This window comes from Agromyces selenitireducens (assembly GCF_052748465.2).
Genome location: NZ_CM188259.1, coordinates 3,700,754 through 3,719,877 on the forward strand (window position 1 = coordinate 3,700,754; position 19,124 = coordinate 3,719,877).

The following is a 19,124-nucleotide window of genomic DNA, read 5'->3' on the forward strand; positions in this document are numbered from 1 at the left end:
TATTCATTCATCGAGCGGATGCCGCAGTCGAAGCCCGCACGCGACCACCGCCCGGATCGGAGTCACCATGTCCCGCGCCCTCGCCGCCGTCGCCGCGACCGTCCGCGCCGTCGAGCGCCTCTCCCCCGAGCTCGCGGCCCGCGCCGCCATGCCCCTCTTCATGCATGTCGGCAGCCCGCTGCCCGTGCGGCCCGCCGACCGCGCGATCCACGAGTCCGCGCGACGCAGCACCCTTCGGGTCCGCGGCCGCGACGTCGTCGCGTACGAGTGGGGCGGCGGCCCCGACACGATCCTCCTCGTGCACGGATGGCGCGGCCGCGCCGCCCAGTTCGCGCCCATCATCCGCGAGCTGCGCGCCGAGGGCTTCCGGCTCGTCGCGTTCGACGCGCCGGCGAACGGCGAGTCCGGCGGCCGGCGCACCGACATCCGCGACTGGATGGCCGCGATCGAGGCGATGCAGTCGCACCACGGCCGCTTCCACACGATCATCGGCCACTCGTTCGGCGCGATGGCCGCGCGCACCGCGATCTCCGAGGGCGTGGCGGCGGGTGCGCTCGTCGCCGTGGGCGGCATGGCCGACGCGCGCTACCTCGTCGACACGTTCGCCGCGCGGGTCGGCATCGACCGGCCCAGCGCCGACGCGCTCGCGGACCGGTTCGCACGCCGCATCCTGCCGCACCTCGACGACCCGTGGGCGCGCTTCGACGGCGTGGCAGCGCCGCTTCCCGAGCGGATGCCGCTGCTCGTCGTGCACGACCGCGCCGACCGCGAGGTCGCCGTCGGCGAGGCGCACCGCCTGCACGCGGCCCACGGCGAGCGTTCGCGACTCGTCGTGACCGACGGGCACGGGCACAACCGCGTGCTGGGGGCGGATGCCGCGCTCGACGCGATCACGGCGTTCGTGACAGGCGGGCCTGCCGGGGTCGATGCGCTCGGGCTCGCGACCGGTCAGCCCGGCGACACGGCTCGACCCGTCGACATCGTCCAGTCGGACGGGACCGTTCAGCCCGGCGACACCGACCGGCGCGCGGCGACGGACGCCAGCACCCGCCCGTAGAACTCCTCGTGTGCGCGGGTGACCGCGGCGTCGTCGAGCAGGCCCGGCGTTGAGGCGGCGGCCGCACCGAGGCGACCACGCAGGTGGGGGTCGGCATCGAGTCGCGTCAGCGCCGCGGCGAGTGCCTCGACGTCACGAGGCGGCACGAGCAACCCGTTCACACCGTCGTCGATCCATTCCGCCGGTCCGCCCTCGTCGGCGGCGATCACGGCCCGACCGGCCGCGAGGTACTGCAGGACGTTCTGGCCGAGGGGTTCCGGACGCGTCGAGGCCTGGACTGCGACATCCCACCCCGCGAGCAGGGCGTCGACGTCGGCGACGTGTCCCAGCAGGTCGAGCCGGTCCGCGACGCCGAGCTCCCCGGCGCGGCGGCGGAGCGACTCGGCGAATCCCTCGTGCCCGAACGGCGCCGCGCCCGCGAACTGCAGGCGCGTGTCGCCGCCGGAGAACGCGCTTGCGAACGCCTCGAGGAGCATCGCCTGCCCCTTCCACGGGTCGATGCGGGCGACCATGCCGACCGTTCGCACCGGACCGAGCGCCGCGTTGGTGGCCCCCGAGGGGGGCGGCCGCACGCGCAACCCCGACGCGCTCGGAATCACCTCGGCGATGGCCCCCGCGCGAACGTGGGGGCGCGCCGACTCGAGCGTCGCGTGCGAGTTCGCGATGACGCCGTCGGCGCGCGGGAGCACCACGCGCATCATGAGCGCGTGGCCGGCTCGCCCCAGCGCCTCGGGCTCGACGAGGTCGCGCAGGTGCACCACGAACGCGCGGCGCGTGCCGCGCACCGCAAGTGCACCGTAGGCCGCCGACCGCGCGGTGTTGGCGTCGACCAGGTCCGCACCGCGGAACGCCCGTGAACACCGCACGACCGCGGCCTGCGCGAGCACGCGGCTCCCGACGGCGAGCGCCGCGAGCCGACCGCCCGTGCTCGCGCCGGCCGGCTGGCGGAATCCGGCGATCCGGCGCGGGACGCGCGACGGCAGCGCCTCGTAGACACCGGCGTCGCCGCGACGCTCCGACGGTGCGAGCTGCAGGACCGCCGCCCAGCGCGGCTCCGACTGCAGCATCCGCAGCAGGGCGAACTCAGCGCCTCCGGGGACGCTCGTGTGGTCGAGGTGGAGGACCCGCATCGGTCGATCCGGCTGCGACGCCGCGTCGGTCGTGCTCGGCGCCGCGCTCATGCGCGGTGCCGTCCGCGCGGCCGAACGCCGCCAGCGGCAGCCGGGGGCGCATCGCGACCTGCCGCCGATCCCCCGCCCTCGGCGTCGAACGGGAACGCCGCGGCATCCGTCACCGCCTCGTCGTACGCGGCGACCTCGGCGGCCGGCATGCCGAACAGCACCGCGGCGAGGCGGGCGAGCGCCGGGACCTCCTGCCGAGCCATCTCGCGGTACGCGTCGTCCTCGCGGCCCTGGGGATCGACGATGTCGGCGGGGGCGCCGTTCGCCAGCGCACGACTGCGCACGATGAGCGCCGCGCGGGCGCGCAGCTCGTCGAGCGTCGCGGGCGGGCGACCATCCGACATGGTCGCGGCGATCGCGCCCGCCTCGCGGATGGTGAGCGTGTACTTCAACGCCGCCGGGACGAAGCCGAGCACGCGATCGCGCTGGTCGACCTCGGCCACCAGGACGAGGTCGGCCGCGCGGATGTGCTGCTCGGTGACCTGCGCCGCCCGATGGCCGGGCGTCTCGGCGCCCAGCGCCGACGCGATCGCTCGCGTGCGGCTGCGCATGCGGCTGCCGACGGGCGCCGCGAGGCCCGCGCTGGACACCGTCACCCGGCCCGCCAGTTCCGCCGGCAGGTACCACTCGGCCCACGTGCGCAGGAGCGCCGCAGCGAGCGCCGACCGGTTCAGGTTGCCCGTGCAGACGGCGAGGATCGTGAAGGACTCCCGATCCACGCAACCACCTCCCACTTCGACCGGCGATCCGGGCACGGCCGACGGATAAGGTTTCCTCGAAGAGTCTAGAGGGGGTGCGGTGCGCGTACTGAGGGTGTCGCACAGTGCCGTCGTCGACGAATGGCGTGGGCGGGAACGAGCGCTCGCCGAGGCGGGCGTCGACGTCGCGGTCGTCTGCGCGCGCTCCTGGCATGCGGGCGGCGTCGAGGTGCGCCTGCGCGCACGGCCCGGCGAGCGCGTCATCGGCGCGCACACGATCGGCCGACACCCCGCCCTGTTCGTGTACGACCCGCGGCCGCTGTGGCACGCGCTGGGCGAGCGGTGGGATGTGCTCGACCTCCATGAGGAGCCGTTCGCGCTCGCCACCGCCGAGGTGCTGCTGCTGCGAGCCCTGCGTCGCCGTCGTGACCGTCCGCCGGTCGTGCTGTACACCGCCCAGAACCTCCGGAAGCGCTACCCGGTCCCGTTCCGCTGGTTCGAGCGGTGGGCGCTGCGAGCGACGGCAGGCGTGTCGGCCTGCAATTCGGAGGCGGCGCGGATCGTGGAGGAGAAAGGCTTCGCGGGGCACGCACGAGTGATCCCGCTCGGCGTCGACCTCCAGCGTTTCCGGCCCGTCGAGGCCGAGGGCGAGACTGCGACAACGGATGCCGCGGGCCCCGCCGGCGCCGTCACCGTCGGTTTCGTCGGCCGCCTCGTGCCCGAGAAGGGGCTGCGCGTGCTCCTCGACGCCCTCACGCGCGAACCTCGGCTGCGTCTGCGGGCGGCCGGGACCGGTCCCCTCGGCACGGAGCTCCCGTCGCTCGCGGCGGCCGCACGCGTCGCCGACCGCGTCGAGCTCGTCGGCGCGGTCGATCCCGACGACATCCCGGCATTCCTCCGCTCGGTCGACGTGCTGGCCGTGCCCTCGCTGCCGACGCCGTCGTGGACGGAGCAGTTCGGTCGCGTCGCGGTCGAGGCGATGGCGTGCGGCGTGCCGGTCGTCTCGAGCGACGCGGGCGCCCTGCCCGACGTGGTCGGCGGTGCGGGGATCGTCGTCCCCGCGGGCGATGCGGGCGCGTTGGTCGAGGCGCTCCTCGCCGCGGCCGGGCCGCGCGCCGAGGAGCTGCGAGCATCCGGCGCCGCCCGCGCGGCGGCATGCAGTTGGGAGGCCGTCGCCCGCGACTACCTGGACCTGTATCGCACGGTCCGGCACGAGGCATCCGGCGCGGCTGCTTCGTCGTCGGCGGCCGCGTCGGCGGGCAGTCCCGTCGAGGTCGTGGTCGTCGCCTACGGTTCGCCCGACCTGCTGCGCCGTGCGCTCGAGCCCGTGACCGAGCTTCCCGTCACCGTCGTCGACAACTCGTCGATGCCCGAGATCGCGGCCGTGTGCTCCGAGCTCGGCGTGCGATACCTCGACCCCGGGCGCAACGCGGGGTTCGCCGCGGGCGTGAACGTCGCCCTCGCCGACCGGCTCGTGCCGGGCGCCGACGTGCTGCTGCTCAACCCCGACGCCGCGATCTCCCCCGCCGACATCGAGCGACTCGAGCGGGCGCTGCGGGCCCGCGACGACCTCGCGAGCGTCGGGCCCGTCCAGGTCGACGACCACGGCATGCCGGCCCGCGTCGACTGGTGGCTGCCGTCGCCGAGCGGCACGTGGCTCGAGGCGCTCGGCCTCGCTCGCCTCCGCCGCGACCCCGCGTACGTGATCGGCTCGGTGCTGCTCCTGCGCGCCGAGGCCCTTGCGCAGGTCGGCGGCTTCGACGAGCGCTTCTTCCTCTACGCCGAGGAGGCCGACTGGGCGTACCGGGCGCATCGGCTCGGCTGGCGGCACGCGGCCGTGCCGGAGGCGCGCGCGATGCATGTCGGCGCGGGCACGGGCGGCGACCCCCGCCGTCGCGAGGCGCACTTCCACGCGTCGCAGGAGCGGTACCTCCGCAAGCACTACGGCGCGGTGGGCTGGCAGTGGGCGCGGCTCGGGCAGTGGATCGGGGCGACGGCTCGCGCCGTGGTCCTGCCCGGCGACCGCGGCGCAGCGGCGCGGCGGCGTGCGGCGATCTACCGCCTCGGGCCCGTGCGCGTCGAGGCGCGATTCCGCCCCGCGAGCGAGGGGCGGGCGGCATGACGCGCATCGTGCAGATCGTGCCGCACATCGGTCCCGGCACCGGCGTCGCAGGCGTCGCGCACCACCTCGAACGCCAACTCGACGCGCTCGGCGCGACGGTGGAGTGGTTCACCTTCAACGACGCCCAGCGGCGCCAGGGACTGCGCTGGCCGCCCGGCAGCTTCTTCGCTCGTCTCCGCGGCGGATGGCGCATGGTGTGGTTCAGCACGGTGGGCACGATGCGCGCCCGCGAGTTCCTCGCCGATCGCCCCGACGCGATCACTATCACGCACAACAACGTGCTGGTCGGCGACGTCTACGTGAACCACGGGCTCCTGCTCGCATCGATGCGCGCCCGGGGCCGGTCGTTCTGGGGCACCTACCGCAACCCCTTCCACGTGTTCATCTACCTCCGTGATCGCGTCAGGTATCGGGGGCGCGCGCACCGTGCGGTGGTGTGCCTCTCCGAGACGGATGCCGCGGACCTGCGCGCCACCTACGGTCCGGTCCGGCCGAGGATCGAGGTCATTCCGAACGGCGTCGACCTCGATTGGTTCCGGCCGCCCACGCCCGAGGAGCGCCGCGCGGCCCGCGCCGAGCTGAAGCTCGGCACCGAAGAGCGTGTGGCCGTCTTCGTCGGCCACGAGTTCTCGCGCAAGGGCCTCTCGTTCGCCATCCGGGGTCTGACGCACGCGCCGAGCGTGCTGCTGCTCGTCATCGGCGGCAACGACCTCATCATCGCCGAGGCGTACGCCGAGGCGACCGAGCTGGGCGTCGGCGATCGGATCCTCTTCCTCGGTCCGCGCCACCACCCCCTGCCGTTCCTGCACGCCTCCGACTTCTTCGTCCTGCCGAGCGCCTACGAGGCGAACGCGCTCGTCGTGCTCGAGGCGCTCGCCACCGGCCTGCCGGTGATCGCGACGCCCGTCGGCTTCGCTCCCGAGGTCATCGAGGACGGCGTGAACGGATTCCTGGTGGAGCGCGACGGCCGCGCAGTGGGCGAACGCATGGATCATCTCGCGACGATCGAGGATGCCGAGCTCGCCGAGTTCGGCCGGCGAGCGCGCGAATCCGCCCGGCCCTACGGATGGCGCAGCATCGCCGAGCGCTACCTCCGCCTCGCGGAGGAACTCGAAGCCGAGCGTGCACGCGACGGCTCGCGCCATCCGGTCGCACGAGGCGACGGATGACGCACATCGTCCAGATCGCTCCCTCGATCGGTCCGGGAAGCGGAGTCGCAGGCGTCGCCCACGCGCTCGAGCGCGAGTTCATCGCCGCGGGGGCGACGGTCGAGCGGTTCACGGCGGCCGACGCGGGCGGGCCGCCCAGGAGCGTGCATCGACGCATGCCCCTCGCCACCCATCTCACCCGCGCGCGCAACGTCATCTGGTTCAGCACGGTCGGGACGCGGCGAGCGCGGCGATTCCTCGCCGAGCGCCCCGACGCGGTCTCGATCACGCACAACGACGTGATGGCGGGCGACATCTACGTCAACCACGGCCTCCTGCAGGCCGCCATGCGAGCGCGAGGCGACTACGTCTGGCGGATGGTGCGCAACCCCGTGCACCTGTTCACCGCCATGCGCGACCGGATCCGGTATCGCGGTCGTACCCACCGGGCGGTGGTCGCGCTCACGACGACCGAAGCCGAGCTGCTCGTCTCGACGTACGGTCGCGTGCGCGCCCCGATCCACGTGATCCCGAACGGTGTCGACATCGAGCGCTTCAGGCCTCCGGATGACGCGGAACGCGCGCGGGCACGGGCCGACCTCGGCGTCGACGACGACCGCACGATCGCGGTCTTCATCGGCCACGAGTTCGAACGCAAGGGGCTGCCGGTCGCCATGTCGGCGTTGCGCCGCGCACCCGACGTGCTCCTGCTCGTCGTCGGCGGATCAGCCGAGATGATCCGCCGGGCTCGGTCGCAGGCCGAGGGCGCGGGCGTCGCCGACCTCGTCCACTTCGCGGGCACACACCGCGACCCCGTCCCGTTCCTCTGGGCCGCCGACCTGCTCGTGCTGCCGAGCGCCTACGAGGCGAACGCCCTCGTCGTGCTCGAGGCGCTCGCCTGCGGCCTGCCGGTCGTGTCGACGCGCGTCGGCTTCGCTCCCGACCTCCTGATCGACGGCGAGAACGGCTTCCTCGTCGAACGCGATGCCGCCTCGGTCGGCGCTCGCCTCGCCGAGCTCGCGTCGCAGCCGCTCGAGGAATGGCGCGGGCGCGCGCGCCGCACGGCCGAGCAGTACTCGTGGCCACGAGTCGCCCGCCGGTACCTCGACCTCGTCGAGTCGCTGGACCCCGCGAGGGCGTCCGCACCGGTCGACGCACGCCCGCTGCGCATCCTGCACGCCATCCGCTCCGACGGGTTCTCGGGAGTCGAGCAGTTCGTGCTCCGGCTCGCGGTCGAGCAGGCCGCCGCCGGTCATCAGCTCACCGTGATCGGGGGCGCCGCCGACCGCATGGGGCCGCCACTTGCCGACGCCGGCATCGACCACGTCCCGGCGGCGCGCACGATCGAGGTCCTTCGCGCGGTGCGCCGCATCGGCCGGGAGTTCGATGTCGTGAACACCCACATGACGGCGGCGGACCTCGGCACCGTCGGAGCGCTCTGGTTCACCCGCAGATCGCGTCGCCCGGTCGTGGTCGCGACCCGGCACTTCGCGAAGCCGCGGGGCCGGGCGGGTCCGGTGCCGATCGACCTGGTCGTGCGACGCCGTCTCGACGGCCAGATCGCGATCAGCCGCGCGGTCGCCGATTCGGTCGAGGGCGCCAGCACCGTCGTCCACACCGGCGTCGGGAACCGGCCGCTGTGCGACGTCGCCCGGCGTGAGCGGGCGGTGCTCATCGCCCAGCGCCTTCAGCCCGAGAAGCGCACGGATGTCGGCATTCGCGCGTTCGCGGCATCCGGGCTCGCCGACGACGGCTGGACCCTCGAGATCGCGGGCGCCGGCCCCGAGCGCCCCGCGCTCGAGGCACTCGCAGCCGAACTCGGCGTCGGCACCGCCACGCGTTTCCTCGGCTACCGCCGAGACCTGCCGCAGGTGCTGGACCGCGCCGGCCTGCTGATCGCGCCATGCCCGGTGGAGGGACTCGGCCTCACCCTGCTCGAAGCGATGGCAGGCGGGCTCCCGGTCGTCGCCGCGGGTGCCGCCGGACATCTCGACGTGCTCACCGGGCTCGACCCGCGTGCGATGTTCCCGCCGGGCGACGTCGAGGCGGCCGCGCGCAACCTGGCCTCGCTCGCCGGGGACGAGGCCGGCCGCACCGCCCTGTCGCTCGCGGTGCAGCGGCGCCAGCGGGAGTCGTTCTCGCTCCGCGCGCAGGCCGAGGCGACCGTGGCCGTCTACCGGGGGGCGCGATGACCGACCTCGTGGTGGTCTCGCTCGAGGCGTGGGACGAGGTCTGGCGCCGCAATCAGCACCTGGTCGCCGGCCTGCTGCGAACGGATGCCTCGCTGCGCGTGCTCTTCGTCGAGCCGCCCGCCGACCCGACGCACGACCTGCGCTCCGGGCGACGGCCGTCGTTCGCGCGGGGCCTTCGAGAGGTGACGGATGTCGCGCCCGGCCGGCTGTTCACGGTCCGGCCCGTGAAGTGGCTGCCCCGCCGCCTCGACGCGCGGGCCGATGAGCGCCTCGCGGGAGCGGTGATACGTGCAGCAGACTCGCTCGGCATGCGGCATCCGCTGCTCTGGATCAACGACCCCGGGGCCGTCGCGCTCGCGGAGCGGTCTGGCTGGCCGACCCTCTACGACATCACCGACGACTGGCTCGCGGCCGACCGGCCCGAGTCGGAACGCAGACGTGCGGCGGCCAACGAGGCCCGGCTCCTGGAGCTCGCCGGCGAGGTCGTCGTGTGCTCGCCCGAACTCGTGCGACGCAAGAGCGCGACACGTCCCGTCACGCTGATCCCGAACGGCGTGGACGCCGCGGCGTATCGTCGCGCGATGCCGCGGCCCGCGGATCTGCCCGACGGTCCGGTGGCCCTCTACCTCGGCACGATCCATCCGGATCGAATCGACGTGGATCTCTGCGCGGCGACCGCCCGCGCCCTCGACACCCGCGGCACGCTGGTGCTGGTCGGGCCGAACCTGCTCGCGCCCGAGGATGTCGCGCGCCTGCACGACGCGGGAGCGCGACTGCTGGGGCCCCGCCCGCGTGACGCGGTGATCGGATACCTCCAGCAGGCCGACGTGCTCGTCGTGCCGCACGTTGTGACCGAGTTCACCGACAGCCTCGACCCGCTGAAGCTCTACGAGTACCAGGCCGTGGGCCGGCCGGTGGTGTCGACCCCGGTCGCCGGCTTCAGGGACGCGGAGGATCCGCGCATCACGCTCGTCTCGGGCGACGCGTTCGCCGCAGCCGTCGCCGCGGCCGTGCCCGCGGCGTCGCGGTTTCCGGACGGGGCCGACGGGCCGGTTGCGGACTGGAGTGAGCGCGTCGCTGCGATGGCCGCGACGCTGCACCGGCTCGAGGGTTCGCGCGCGTAGCTGCGGCGGTCAGAGCTCCTCGAGCACTCCGCGCAAGTTGGACCATGCCCATGACCAGTCGTGCTCGAGGGCGTGGGCCCGGGCGCGCTGCGACATCCGCCGTCTGAGCTCCCGGTCGTCTGCGAGTGCGGCGATCGCTTCCGCGAGCACCGCAGCATCGTCGGGTTCCACCAAGAGACCCGCGGTTCCGACGACATCGGGCAGTCCGCCGACGCGACTGGCGATCACCGGGAGCCCCGTGGCGAGCCCCTCGGCGGCGGTGAGGCCGCTCGGCTCGGCCCAGCGCGACGGCACCACGAGCACGTCGGCGTCGCGCAACATGGCCGGCAGCGACATGCGATCGACGAATGGTTCGAAGCGGATGTCGGCGCCCGATCGGCTCCGTGCCGAGTCGGCGAGCCGCCGCAGCTCCTGCTCGTACGGCGACACGGGGGCGTCGCGGGCGAACCCGTGACTCCCGATCAGCACGAACTCGAGGTCCGCGCGGCCGAGCTGCTCGGCGGCGCGGATCAGCACGTCGGGTCCCTTCTCGGCGATCATCCGGCCGACGAACACGATGCGTAACGGTGCAGCGCGATTTCCGGGCGGCGCGGTTCCCCCGTTCGCCGACGGCGTGAACCGCTCGCAGTCGATGCCGTTGCGCACGACTCGAACCCGCTCGGCGAGGCTCCCTGGCAGTGCGGCTCGCGTTCGTTCCGCCAGCGACTCCCCGACGCAGACGATCGCCGCCACGCTCTCGAGCATTCGCCCCGCCTCGTGCCGCGAGTAGGTGCGCAGGAGGTCGTTGTGCGCGTAGAGCACGACCCTGTGGTCCGTGTCCCGAAGGAGCCATGGAAGGACGGGCGCGTTGTGCGCGAGCACGAACGCCGGCTCCCGCGCGCTGATCGCGTCGGCGAGGGGTGCGTAGAACCGCGCGACGGCTGAGCGGGAAAGTCCGACCCGCCCACGTGCGAGGTCCAGAGCGCGCGCATGTCTCGTCGGACCTCGCGCGCCGGTGTACTCGATGACGCCCGCACTCTCGTAACGCGGCGTCATAGTCGAGCGATCGAGTACCACGAAGTGCCGGAACGGCGACCTGTCATGGCTGGCTGCAGCGGCGAGCCCATCCACCACGGTCGGAATCGCAGAGCCCGTGCGCGGCGAGAAGTGGTCGCCGGGAGTGATCGCGTGGAGGACGTCGGTCACGAGCGCTCCGCCGCATGCCGCATGGGGCCAATGCTAGCCAGTCGTGCGTATGCCCGACTGCGCGGTTCCGCCGCGCGAGCGAACTGTGCCGAACGCTTACCGGTACCGCAGAGACCCGGTAGACCGAATGGGCCCGCCGGGTCTCTGCCGGTGAGGAGTTCTAGAGCTCGGACGCGATGCAGGTCTTCTCAGCTGCACTGAACGAGCTGCAGGATGCGCCCTGGATCGGGGGTGCAGCGTTCGCTGCCGTGCTCACCTGCTGTACGGGACCGCCATCCACCGTGTAGCTGATGATGAGCTGGCCGTTCGCACTGCTCGCTGCATCCTGGGTGATGAGCGCCACGTCGAACGTGCTGTTCGCCGGCACGACGAACGTGTTCGTGCCCAGGTCGGTACAGGGGCTGAGGCGGATGACGCCGACGTTGCCGAGATCGTCGCCGCCCAGGGTCATGTCCGTGATCGTGACGGTGATCGCCGCGTTCGTCGTGTTGGAGATGGTGGCCCTGAACGCGTATCCCTTGAACACGTCCTGCGACGCACCGGGCAGCTTGCAGCCTGCGCCGGATACGGTGATGATGCCGGGCGACGCCGCGTACGCGGGCGTCGCGACGGCCAAGGCGATGGCGGGGACCGACCACGCAGCCGCCTTCGCAACCGTGCGACGGCTGATGCCGGGCTTCTGTTCCTCGAGGTCACTCATGTCGGGCCTTCCTTTGCTGTGGGGGTCTGCGACAGCAGGTCGAGAGATGCTCAGCCAACTCTAAAGGTACTGTGCTCGATCCGTCGAGCCCGATTTCACCCGTGTTCGGGGGGCGACTGCGGAGGCCGTCGTCCGTTCCCGAGACGCCGAGTGCGGATCGCGCTTCAGGCGCGGACGAGGATCCCCTCCTCCACCAGCTCGCCCAGAGCCTCCGAGACGACCGCCGCGGCGTCCACGTCGGGCGGCGGTTCCGGGAGTTCGCTCAACACGGCCAGCTGCAGCTCCCCTTCCGTGAGGCCATCCGCGGTGAACCACAGGGTCGGCCCCACTCCTGCCAGGACCACGGCCCGGCCCGACAGCAGCACGATCAGTGCGTCATCCACGAGGAGCGCGTCGGAGTAGGTCCCGCGCCAGTAGGCGCCGGGCGTCTCGACCGTTGCGGCATCGGAACCCTCGTCGGGTCGCGAGAAGCAGTCGCAGTCGCGCTGCGACAGTCGGCCGACATCGGTCAGCATCGGCGGCTCGTCGCCGCTCGCGTCCAACACGTCATCGACGAGCGCGGGCAGGGACGATGCCTCCGAGTAGACGACCCGGCGCACGCCACCGGTCGTGAGGATCGTATCGAGCAGGGCCCGAAGCGGGCGCGCCAGAGCCGGAAGGTGACTCGTCTGGGGTACGAGCTCCGACAGGGCCTCGACGATCGGCACCGATTCGACGAACGGTCGTTCGATTCCGGGCCGCCGGTCGAGGAGCACGATCGCGGCCAGCTGCAGGTCGACGGCCGGCATCGGGCGCAGGCCGAGGGATGATGCGGGCTCCGTGGTCTTGACGCCGGGCCAGGACCCGATCGAGAGCGGCTTCGGGTAGGCGATGACCGAGCCGTCGGCGCGGACCGCGAGCGTCTCGTCGGTCACGTAGCCGAAGGAACGGCCGAGCGCCTGGGCGACGGTCGTCTTCCCCCGACCGGACGGTCCGACGAAGCCGATCACGCGTCCATCGTCGAGAGCGACCGCGCTCGCGTGGAGCATGAGTGCCTCTCCCCGGAGCCCGCCGATGGCACCGACCGTGATCTCCGAGGTGATCCGCTGAGCCAGTTCCCTAGGGGAGTTCGCTCGAACGACCCATGAGCCGTTGACTGGACCCGAACCGCCACTCACGCCGCCGTGGATGACCTGGTCGGGCTCACCGCCCCCGTCACCGGCGAGATCGACCCAGTGCGCCTTGATCGACTCCTGGTCGGCGGTGCTCAGCGAGTCGTCGAGCTCGATGCGGACCGTGCTCGTCAGCGCACGCACGTCGAAGGCCGTTGGCATACCTCGGAGCCTAACCCGTCCCGCGGCTCCCGACCCTTCCGGGACGCCCCCAGCTCGGGGGCCTCGGGAAGGGGCTCCTCTACGCTGGGCTTTCGACGGCTGCTCGGCTCAACTCGTTCGGCCGCAGGATCAGGTCGGAGGTGAGGGCGTCGTGCCCGGATCTGCGAATCCGCGACTGACCATCGCCACGATGGCCACGGCGAACCCGATGGGCGCGCAGCTGTACCAGGAGCAGATTGCGACACGCGCGTCTTCGGGGTTGCGCGCGGTCGACGATCGCGCCTGGCAGGTCCGTCGTCTCGTCGTCCGCTCGATGCGATCCGACCTTCCGGGCGACCGCCGGCTGCCGGTCGGACGCCTCTCGTCAGCGTCACCGACGGCTCGCCGCGCGGTCGGACGCCTGCTCTACGGTCGCAGTGCGGTGGTGCACCGGATGAACCTCGAGCTCCCGCCATCCCCGGGTGCCGACGTCATCACCATCCACGATGTCGTGGCGTGGCGCTTCCCGGATGAATCGGCCCCCGTACCCGCGGCCGTCGAGGAGGCTCAGCGCGCTGCGGCGGTCATCTGCGTCTCCGAGTTCAGCGCCCGAGAGGCCGTGGAGCTGCTGGGGATCCGCGAGCCGCACGTGGTGCACAACGGCGTCGAGGATCGGTTCTTCGACGCGGAGCCGCTGGCCGGCGACCTCCGTCGGTCGGTCGGCCTGCCGGACGAGTACGTCCTGCACGCCGGCGGGGCATCGCGCCGCAAGAACCTCGAGGCGCTCGCCGAGGCGTGGCCGCGAGTGCACCGGGAGCGGCCCGGACTCAGCCTCGTGCTCGCCGGCCCCCCGCATCCTCGCCGCACCGAGCTGTTCGGGGGCATGCCCGACGTCGTGCTGACGGGACGCCTGCCCGACGACATCATGCCCGGCCTGGTAGCGGGCGCGCGTGCCGTCGTCGTGCCGTCGCTCTACGAGGGGTTCGGACTTCCCGCGCTCGAGGCGATGGCGGCGAACGTCCCGGTCGTGGCGGCGGCGACGAGTTCGCTGCCCGAGGTTGTGGGCGACACCGGCATCCTCGTCGACCCGACGGGCCCCGGCATCGCCGGCGGCCTCCTCGAGGCGACCCGCGACGACGTCGCGAGCGCGCTCGTGCCTCGCGCGCGCGAGCGCGCTGCGGGCTTCACCTGGGAACGGTCCGCCGAGGGGCACGCCCGCGTCTGGTCCTCGTTGGCCTGATCGCCGGCCTCAGCGCCGATCCGCGAGCAGGCGGGGAACGTCGATGGGGAATCGCCCGACTTCGCCGATCGCCTCGGGCAGCCGCGCCGCCGACGCTTCGAGCGCATCGACGGTCGCCTCGACCGTCGCCCGTGGGGCCGCGCCGGCCTGCGCGACGAGTTCGTCGAGCGGCATCCGCGGATCGAACGCCACGAACCGCGTCGCACCGGGCGTGATGACCGACTCGTAGTCGTGGAACTTGAACGCGCCGCCGGTGAGCGGCGGCTCGAGCATGGTCCAGGCGGCAGGGATCCCGTACGCGTCCGCTGTGACGAGACCGTGCAGGGAGGTGGTGATGACGGCAGCGCTCGCACCGATCTCTCGCACCACGCGCTGGGCCGACTGGTGCACGTTCACGACCCGAACCCGATGGCCCGCAGCCTTCGCCAGTGACAGGAACAGCTCGTGCGATCGGTGGTGACCATGCGGCACGAGCGCGACATCCCACCGCCGTTCGGGTCGCGGACGCAGGCGCCCGACGAGGATTCCCGGGTCGCCGAGCGCGACATCGTCGGGGGCGCCGACGAGCTCGCGCGTGAGGTGGCCACGCACCGCGAGGAACCGCGCGCGCTGCAGCGGGTGAGGCCGGCCGTGCATGAGGCCGCTGCCCCACACGACGCCGCTCCAGTCGGCGGGCAGGAATTCGAGGATGCTGCCGACGCCGGCGAGCCGCGCCCGCGAGGCGACTCGGTGGATCGGAAGCACGCCGTAGTGCGGCAGCAGCCACGGCGTGAGGTCGTCGCCGAAGTTCGGGTGACCGTCCCACCAGTGCGCGGGCACGACGACACCGCCGCGCCACATCTGCGGGCGAGTGCTCGCAATCGCCACGCGGCGAAGCTGGCGAAGACGACGGACGGCGGGATTGGAGTAGTTCATCGCCTCCCCGAACCCCGAGCGGATGCCGCGGCGTACAGCTCCTCGTACGCGCGGGCCACCCGCGCCCACGTGAACTCGCCGACCCGCGATCGTCCGGCGGCGCCGAGGCGCGATCGCAGCACCTCGTCCGAGCTGACGCGCGCGAGCGCTCCGGCGAGCGCGCCGCGATCCTCCGGATCGACGAGGATGCCATCGACGCCGTCACGTACGAAGCCCGGTGCGCCGCCTCGATTCGTCATGACGAGCGCCGTGCCGCTCCGCCACGCCTCGAGCGCCACGATGCCGAAGGCCTCGACGCGGCTCGGCACGACCACGGCGAGGGCGTTCGACATGGCATGGGCGACGCCCTCGGCGTCCAGCCTCCCCGTGAACCGGACGCGATCGCCCAGGCTGAGTCGAGCCACCGCTTCCCGCAGCCGATCGCGCTCCGGGCCGTCGCCCACGATGACCAGACGGATGTCGCTCGGGAGCTCAGCGCGTGCGAAGGCGTCGATCAGGAGGTCGAATCCCTTCATGCGCCCGAGGCGACCGACCCCGAGCAGGTATCGACCTGTGGGCGCCCGGCGCCCGTCCGAGGCATCGTCACGTAGGTCGAGCGCGACCCCGTTGGGCACGACCGTCCCGCCGACGAGGCCGTGATTACGGCGAAGGTCGTCGAGGACGAACTCGGAGGGGGCGGTGACCACGGCTGCTGAAGCGAGGGCGCGCCGCAGCGCGGTGCGGAGCGTCCTCGAGCGCGCGAACACTGCGTGATCGTCGCCGACGACCTCACCGTGCGACGTGACGATGAGCGGGATGCGGAATCGCCGGTGCATCGCGAGCGCGTAGGCGCCGTTCGGGCCGAAGCAGTGCACGTGCAGGAGGTCGGGCGCGAATTTCCGGCGGGCGCCGGCCCATTGCCGCCACGCTGGGCGCGCCGCACGCAGGAATCGGTACGCGGCCCCGGGCGACGCGGCCGGGAGCGGTGTCGGCAGGTACCGGACGGTCACGCCGTCGTCATCGAGGACGCCGAGGGACTCACCGCGATCGACGGTCCACACTTCGACGTCGAGGCCGCTGTCGCGCAGTTCATGGGCGACCCGGCGCACGTGCTCCTCGACGCCGCCCGTGTACGGGGCGTACGAGGAGCTCACGAGCGCGACGCGCGGCCGCTCGCCCGGCGTGCCCTGATCCACGCGTCAGTTGTGCCGCCCGGCGCGGCGGGATGCCGTCGCCGAAGCCGGGGCCGGAGCCGACGCGGGAGCGGAATCCTCGACCGATGGAACGTCTGCCCCCTCGGCGTCGCGAGGCGCCTTCGCGGATGTCGGGGCCGCCGCCGGGGTGACCTCCGTGGCGGGGACGGTCGAGGAGGGCGTGTAGTCCCGCCGGTACTCGTACGAGTAGGCGGCAGCGTCAGCACCACGGAGCGGTGCCCGGTTGAGCACGATCCCGAGCGGGCGCCCGCGTGCCTTGCGCAGGGTGTCGAGCGCCTTGTCGAGCAGGTCGAACGTGGTCTTGCGGAGCGTGACGACGATGAGCGCGCCATCGGCCTGGTGCGTGAGCACCGCGCCATCCGTCACCGGAAGGAGCGGCGGGGCGTCGATGATCACCGTGGCGTGCTTGGTCAGGTCTGCGAGCAGGGTGTGCATCCGCTCCGACCCGAGGACCTCGCTCGGGTTGGGCGGAACGCTTCCGGCCGCGAGGACGAGCAGGTTGTTCGACTTGGGCGTGCGCTGCAGGACTTCGGCGAGCGAGGCCCGCCCCGCCAGCACGTCGCTGAGTCCGGCTCCGCCGGGAAGTCCCATCGTCTTCGCGACCGTCGAGCGGCGCAGGTCGCCGTCGACGAGCACGACGGTGGTCCCCGTGGCGGCGAGGGTGAGGGCGAGGTTGCACGCGACGGTCGACTTGCCGTCGCCCGGGAGCGGGCTGGTGACGACGATCGTCTTCGGCGGGTGGTCGACGTCCATGAACTGCAGGTTGGTGCGCAGGGCTCGCAACGCCTCCGCGACGGCGAACGTACCGCCCTTGCCGCTGGAAGCGGACGTCGCGGGGTCGACGAGCCTGGTCTCGTCGTCGAGCCCCGGCACGATCGGGATGGTCCCGACCACGGCGACTCCGGTGCGCGACTCCACATCCTCGGCCGCACGGATGCGCCGGTCGGACACCGTTCGAATCAGGGCGAAGGCGATGCCGAAGCCGAGGCCGAAGATGCCGCCGACGATCACCGCCGTCTGCACGTCGGGGAAGCTCGGCGCGTTCGGCAGCGACGCTTCGTCGCCGGGCAGGATCGTGACCGGGGCCGAGCCGGGGGTGCCGTCGCCGTCGACCTTGTCGACCTCCGTCTTCATCCCGTCGATCCAGGCCTCGGCGAGCGCGCGGGCCTCGTCGGGGCTCGAGCCTTCCGCACTGACCTTGATGATCGTCGTGCCGTCGGGGTTCGAGACCTCGATGCGCTGCACGAGGTCCTCGGGCCTCGTGGTCAGGTCGAGCTCCTCGATGGTGTGCTCGGCGACGGTGCGCCATCCGGCGATCTCGAGGTAGGTCGGAACCTTCGACCGGGCGAGTGAGTCGCCGAGCGTGGAGGTACCGAGGTCCTCCACCCCCGTGGAGGAGACGTACCCGCTCGCACCGGCCACGTAGACCGGCGTCTGCAGCAGGGTCCAGCCGTATCCTGCTCCGACGCCGACGAGCGTCATCAAGAGGATGGCGAACCAATGCCTGCGCAGTCCGCGCAGGTAGTCGCGGAGCTCCATGCAACCTCCGGGGTCGTCCGGGGCGTCACCGCGGCGCGGCGGACCCATCCATGAGTAGGGTCAATGGTAACGCCAAGGGTATCCGACCTCGCGCTGGGGGTGCGCCGCCCGGGCGAGCGCTAACGGCGGGCCCCAGTGATGCCATCGGACGCCACGAGCCGTTGACGTGGCGCAGCGAGCGCCTCTTCCGGGGGTTTCTTCGATCTGCGCTCGTGGTCCATCGCGCCGAGGCAGATGCCGGCGACGACGAACGGGACCGACACCTGTACGGCCACCCAGAAGAGGTCGAACTGCGACTGCACGAGGCGGCACAGCAGGATCGCGACGGCGAGCGTGCCGAAGCGCGGGTCCACCCGCCAGAGGACCACGAGCACGCCGACCCACATCACGAGGAAGCCGACCAGGCCGACGACGCCTGCGGAGGCGATCACTTCCAACTCCGCCTGGGGCGGCTGGTATCGCAACCCGCCCGGGTTGTACCAGTAGCGGAGGCCATGCCCGAAGATCGGCGACTCGCGCCAGAAGTGGTAGACCTCGCGGAACCACTCGACCCGCTGGAACACGGAGTTGTGCCGGTTCTGGGATTCGATCTGCTCGATCACCATGCTGACGACGAGCCACGCAGCCGGAATCAACAGCAGGAACATCCATCGGGAGCGCCCGGTGGTCTTCCGCCGGATCACGGCGACGACGATGGCGGCCAGCAGGCCGATGATCGCCTGCCGTGACTGGGCCACGAGGATTCCGGCCACCATGAGGGCGAAGGCGAGCCACGCCCAGTTCCGCTTCCACCCCACCCAGTCGGGATTGATGTAGACGATGACCGCGCCGAATGCGAGGACCGTTCCGATGAAATTCTTGTGCATCGCGAACGGCCAACTCGGGGTCGCCGGCCCGAAGTCCCCGCCCAGGTACTGCATCGCGGCCTGGGCGACGGTCGCCAGGGCGAAGACGGTCGCCGTCAGCACGATGAGCGAGAGGGCGAGCCGCGCGTACCCCGCGGCGCCGAGCGCCCACCCGACGATGAGCGCACCCGAGACCAGCAGCCAGGCGTGGAACCACTCGACGGTGTTCAGAGGGTACGGATTGACGATCACGGTGAACAACGTCGCGAACTGGTACACGAGGTTGAGCAGCAGCAACCGGCGAAGCGGCGGGCTGTAGGGCCGTTGGCCGAGGAGCAGGGCCGTGCCGAACGCGGCCGCCAACGCGGCATCGGACACCGAGAGGTCGCCGCCGCCCAGACCGATGCGCTGCGCGACCAACAGGCCCGGCATGGCGAAGAGTGCGATGGCGAGCGGCTTCGACTTGGTGAGCGAAGCCGCGACGACGAACGCGGCGATGACGATCGCGAACGTCGCACCGCCGACGAAACCACGCTCGAGTACGAGGTAGGTGACGGCCACTGCGCCGAAGGCCACGAGTACCCAACGCCATGCGCCCGCCCACCAGTCGGCGACGCGCTCGCGCCAGATCTCCCGACGCGTGCTGGAGGAGGTCATTCGCGATCCCTTGCGGTGATTTCGGTCAAGTATCGC

Annotated in this window: 15 protein-coding genes; 6 read left to right on the top strand and 9 right to left on the bottom strand. The window is 72.4% G+C overall.

Annotated elements, in window-relative coordinates:
• Positions 1–67 precede the first annotated feature (67 nt).
• Positions 68–1,057 (top strand): alpha/beta hydrolase, encoded by a 990-nt coding sequence (locus ACULK4_RS17410; RefSeq protein ID WP_445963653.1) that lies wholly within the window; start codon positions 68–70, stop codon positions 1,055–1,057.
• Here the strand turns inward: ACULK4_RS17410 and ACULK4_RS17415 are convergent.
• Positions 1,003–2,187, bottom strand: a complete 1,185-nt coding sequence (locus ACULK4_RS17415) for a glycosyltransferase (protein WP_445963654.1) — start codon at positions 2,185–2,187, stop codon at positions 1,003–1,005. The two genes, ACULK4_RS17410 and ACULK4_RS17415, sit on opposite strands and share 55 nt — an antisense overlap.
• 47 nt (positions 2,188–2,234) lie before the next feature.
• Positions 2,235–2,957 (bottom strand): arsenate reductase/protein-tyrosine-phosphatase family protein, encoded by a 723-nt coding sequence (locus ACULK4_RS17420; RefSeq protein ID WP_445963655.1) that lies wholly within the window; start codon positions 2,955–2,957, stop codon positions 2,235–2,237.
• A 79-nt stretch (positions 2,958–3,036) separates the two neighbouring features.
• Between ACULK4_RS17420 and ACULK4_RS17425 the strand changes: the two genes are divergently transcribed.
• From ACULK4_RS17425 to ACULK4_RS17440, 4 genes are read left to right on the top strand one after another with little or no spacing between them, the layout of a single operon-like run.
• On the top strand, positions 3,037–5,058 hold the full coding sequence (locus tag ACULK4_RS17425; RefSeq protein WP_445963656.1) for a glycosyltransferase: 2,022 nt from the start codon (positions 3,037–3,039) through the stop codon (positions 5,056–5,058).
• Positions 5,055–6,227, top strand: a complete 1,173-nt coding sequence (locus ACULK4_RS17430) for a glycosyltransferase family 4 protein (RefSeq protein WP_445963657.1) — start codon at positions 5,055–5,057, stop codon at positions 6,225–6,227. The genes ACULK4_RS17425 and ACULK4_RS17430 overlap by 4 nt, the downstream gene beginning before the upstream one ends.
• Positions 6,224–8,398 carry a glycosyltransferase family 4 protein gene (locus ACULK4_RS17435; RefSeq protein WP_445963658.1) on the top strand — a complete coding sequence of 725 codons (2,175 nt, stop codon included), beginning with the start codon at positions 6,224–6,226 and terminating at the stop codon, positions 8,396–8,398. The genes ACULK4_RS17430 and ACULK4_RS17435 overlap by 4 nt, the downstream gene beginning before the upstream one ends.
• Positions 8,395–9,522, top strand: a complete 1,128-nt coding sequence (locus ACULK4_RS17440; RefSeq protein ID WP_445963659.1) for a glycosyltransferase — start codon at positions 8,395–8,397, stop codon at positions 9,520–9,522. Before ACULK4_RS17435 ends, ACULK4_RS17440 begins: the two co-directional genes overlap by 4 nt.
• 9 nt (positions 9,523–9,531) lie before the next feature.
• On the opposite strand, the gene ACULK4_RS17445 is transcribed toward ACULK4_RS17440, so the two are convergent.
• The 3 genes from ACULK4_RS17445 to ACULK4_RS17455 form a co-directional block, all read right to left on the bottom strand.
• Positions 9,532–10,707, bottom strand: coding sequence for a glycosyltransferase (locus tag ACULK4_RS17445; RefSeq protein ID WP_501043330.1), 1,176 nt, complete (start codon positions 10,705–10,707; stop codon positions 9,532–9,534).
• Between the two features lie 160 nt (positions 10,708–10,867).
• Complete coding sequence (locus ACULK4_RS17450; RefSeq protein ID WP_445963661.1) at positions 10,868–11,407, bottom strand: hypothetical protein; 540 nt, start codon at positions 11,405–11,407, stop codon at positions 10,868–10,870.
• Positions 11,408–11,571: 164 nt separating this feature from the next.
• Positions 11,572–12,720 carry an ATP-binding protein gene (locus ACULK4_RS17455; RefSeq protein WP_445963662.1) on the bottom strand — a complete coding sequence of 383 codons (1,149 nt, stop codon included), beginning with the start codon at positions 12,718–12,720 and terminating at the stop codon, positions 11,572–11,574.
• A 190-nt stretch (positions 12,721–12,910) separates the two neighbouring features.
• Between ACULK4_RS17455 and ACULK4_RS17460 the strand changes: the two genes are divergently transcribed.
• Positions 12,911–13,939, top strand: a complete 1,029-nt coding sequence (locus ACULK4_RS17460; RefSeq protein WP_445963663.1) for a glycosyltransferase family 4 protein — start codon at positions 12,911–12,913, stop codon at positions 13,937–13,939.
• A 9-nt stretch (positions 13,940–13,948) separates the two neighbouring features.
• Here the strand turns inward: ACULK4_RS17460 and ACULK4_RS17465 are convergent, their stop codons facing one another.
• The 4 genes from ACULK4_RS17465 to ACULK4_RS17480 all read right to left on the bottom strand — a co-directional run bounded on the left by ACULK4_RS17465 (position 13,949) and on the right by ACULK4_RS17480 (position 19,088).
• On the bottom strand, positions 13,949–14,806 hold the full coding sequence (locus ACULK4_RS17465) for a polysaccharide pyruvyl transferase family protein (protein ID WP_445963664.1): 858 nt from the start codon (positions 14,804–14,806) through the stop codon (positions 13,949–13,951).
• A gap of 44 nt (positions 14,807–14,850) precedes the next feature.
• Positions 14,851–16,029: a glycosyltransferase family 4 protein gene (locus tag ACULK4_RS17470; RefSeq protein ID WP_445963665.1), complete on the bottom strand. Its 1,179-nt coding sequence runs from the start codon at positions 16,027–16,029 to the stop codon at positions 14,851–14,853.
• A gap of 3 nt (positions 16,030–16,032) precedes the next feature.
• Complete coding sequence (locus tag ACULK4_RS17475) at positions 16,033–17,586, bottom strand: tyrosine-protein kinase domain-containing protein (RefSeq protein WP_445963666.1); 1,554 nt, start codon at positions 17,584–17,586, stop codon at positions 16,033–16,035.
• A gap of 119 nt (positions 17,587–17,705) precedes the next feature.
• Positions 17,706–19,088 carry an O-antigen ligase family protein gene (locus ACULK4_RS17480; protein WP_445963667.1) on the bottom strand — a complete coding sequence of 461 codons (1,383 nt, stop codon included), beginning with the start codon at positions 19,086–19,088 and terminating at the stop codon, positions 17,706–17,708.
• Positions 19,089–19,124: the final 36 nt, after the last annotated feature.

What these genes read in the sequence shown, in the direction of transcription:
- ACULK4_RS17460 (WP_445963663.1), top strand. Translation starts at nt 12,911, where the DNA reads ATGGCCACGGCGAACCCGATGGGCGCGCAGCTGTACCAGGAGCAGATT.
- ACULK4_RS17435 (WP_445963658.1), top strand. Translation starts at nt 6,224, where the DNA reads ATGACGCACATCGTCCAGATCGCTCCCTCGATCGGTCCGGGAAGCGGA.
- ACULK4_RS17410 (WP_445963653.1), top strand. Translation starts at nt 68, where the DNA reads ATGTCCCGCGCCCTCGCCGCCGTCGCCGCGACCGTCCGCGCCGTCGAG.
- ACULK4_RS17440 (WP_445963659.1), top strand. Translation starts at nt 8,395, where the DNA reads ATGACCGACCTCGTGGTGGTCTCGCTCGAGGCGTGGGACGAGGTCTGG.
- ACULK4_RS17475 (WP_445963666.1), bottom strand. Translation starts at nt 17,586, where the DNA reads ATGGAGCTCCGCGACTACCTGCGCGGACTGCGCAGGCATTGGTTCGCC.
- ACULK4_RS17415 (WP_445963654.1), bottom strand. Translation starts at nt 2,187, where the DNA reads ATGCGGGTCCTCCACCTCGACCACACGAGCGTCCCCGGAGGCGCTGAG.
- ACULK4_RS17455 (WP_445963662.1), bottom strand. Translation starts at nt 12,720, where the DNA reads ATGCCAACGGCCTTCGACGTGCGTGCGCTGACGAGCACGGTCCGCATC.
- ACULK4_RS17480 (WP_445963667.1), bottom strand. Translation starts at nt 19,088, where the DNA reads ATGACCTCCTCCAGCACGCGTCGGGAGATCTGGCGCGAGCGCGTCGCC.
- ACULK4_RS17450 (WP_445963661.1), bottom strand. Translation starts at nt 11,407, where the DNA reads ATGAGTGACCTCGAGGAACAGAAGCCCGGCATCAGCCGTCGCACGGTT.
- ACULK4_RS17430 (WP_445963657.1), top strand. Translation starts at nt 5,055, where the DNA reads ATGACGCGCATCGTGCAGATCGTGCCGCACATCGGTCCCGGCACCGGC.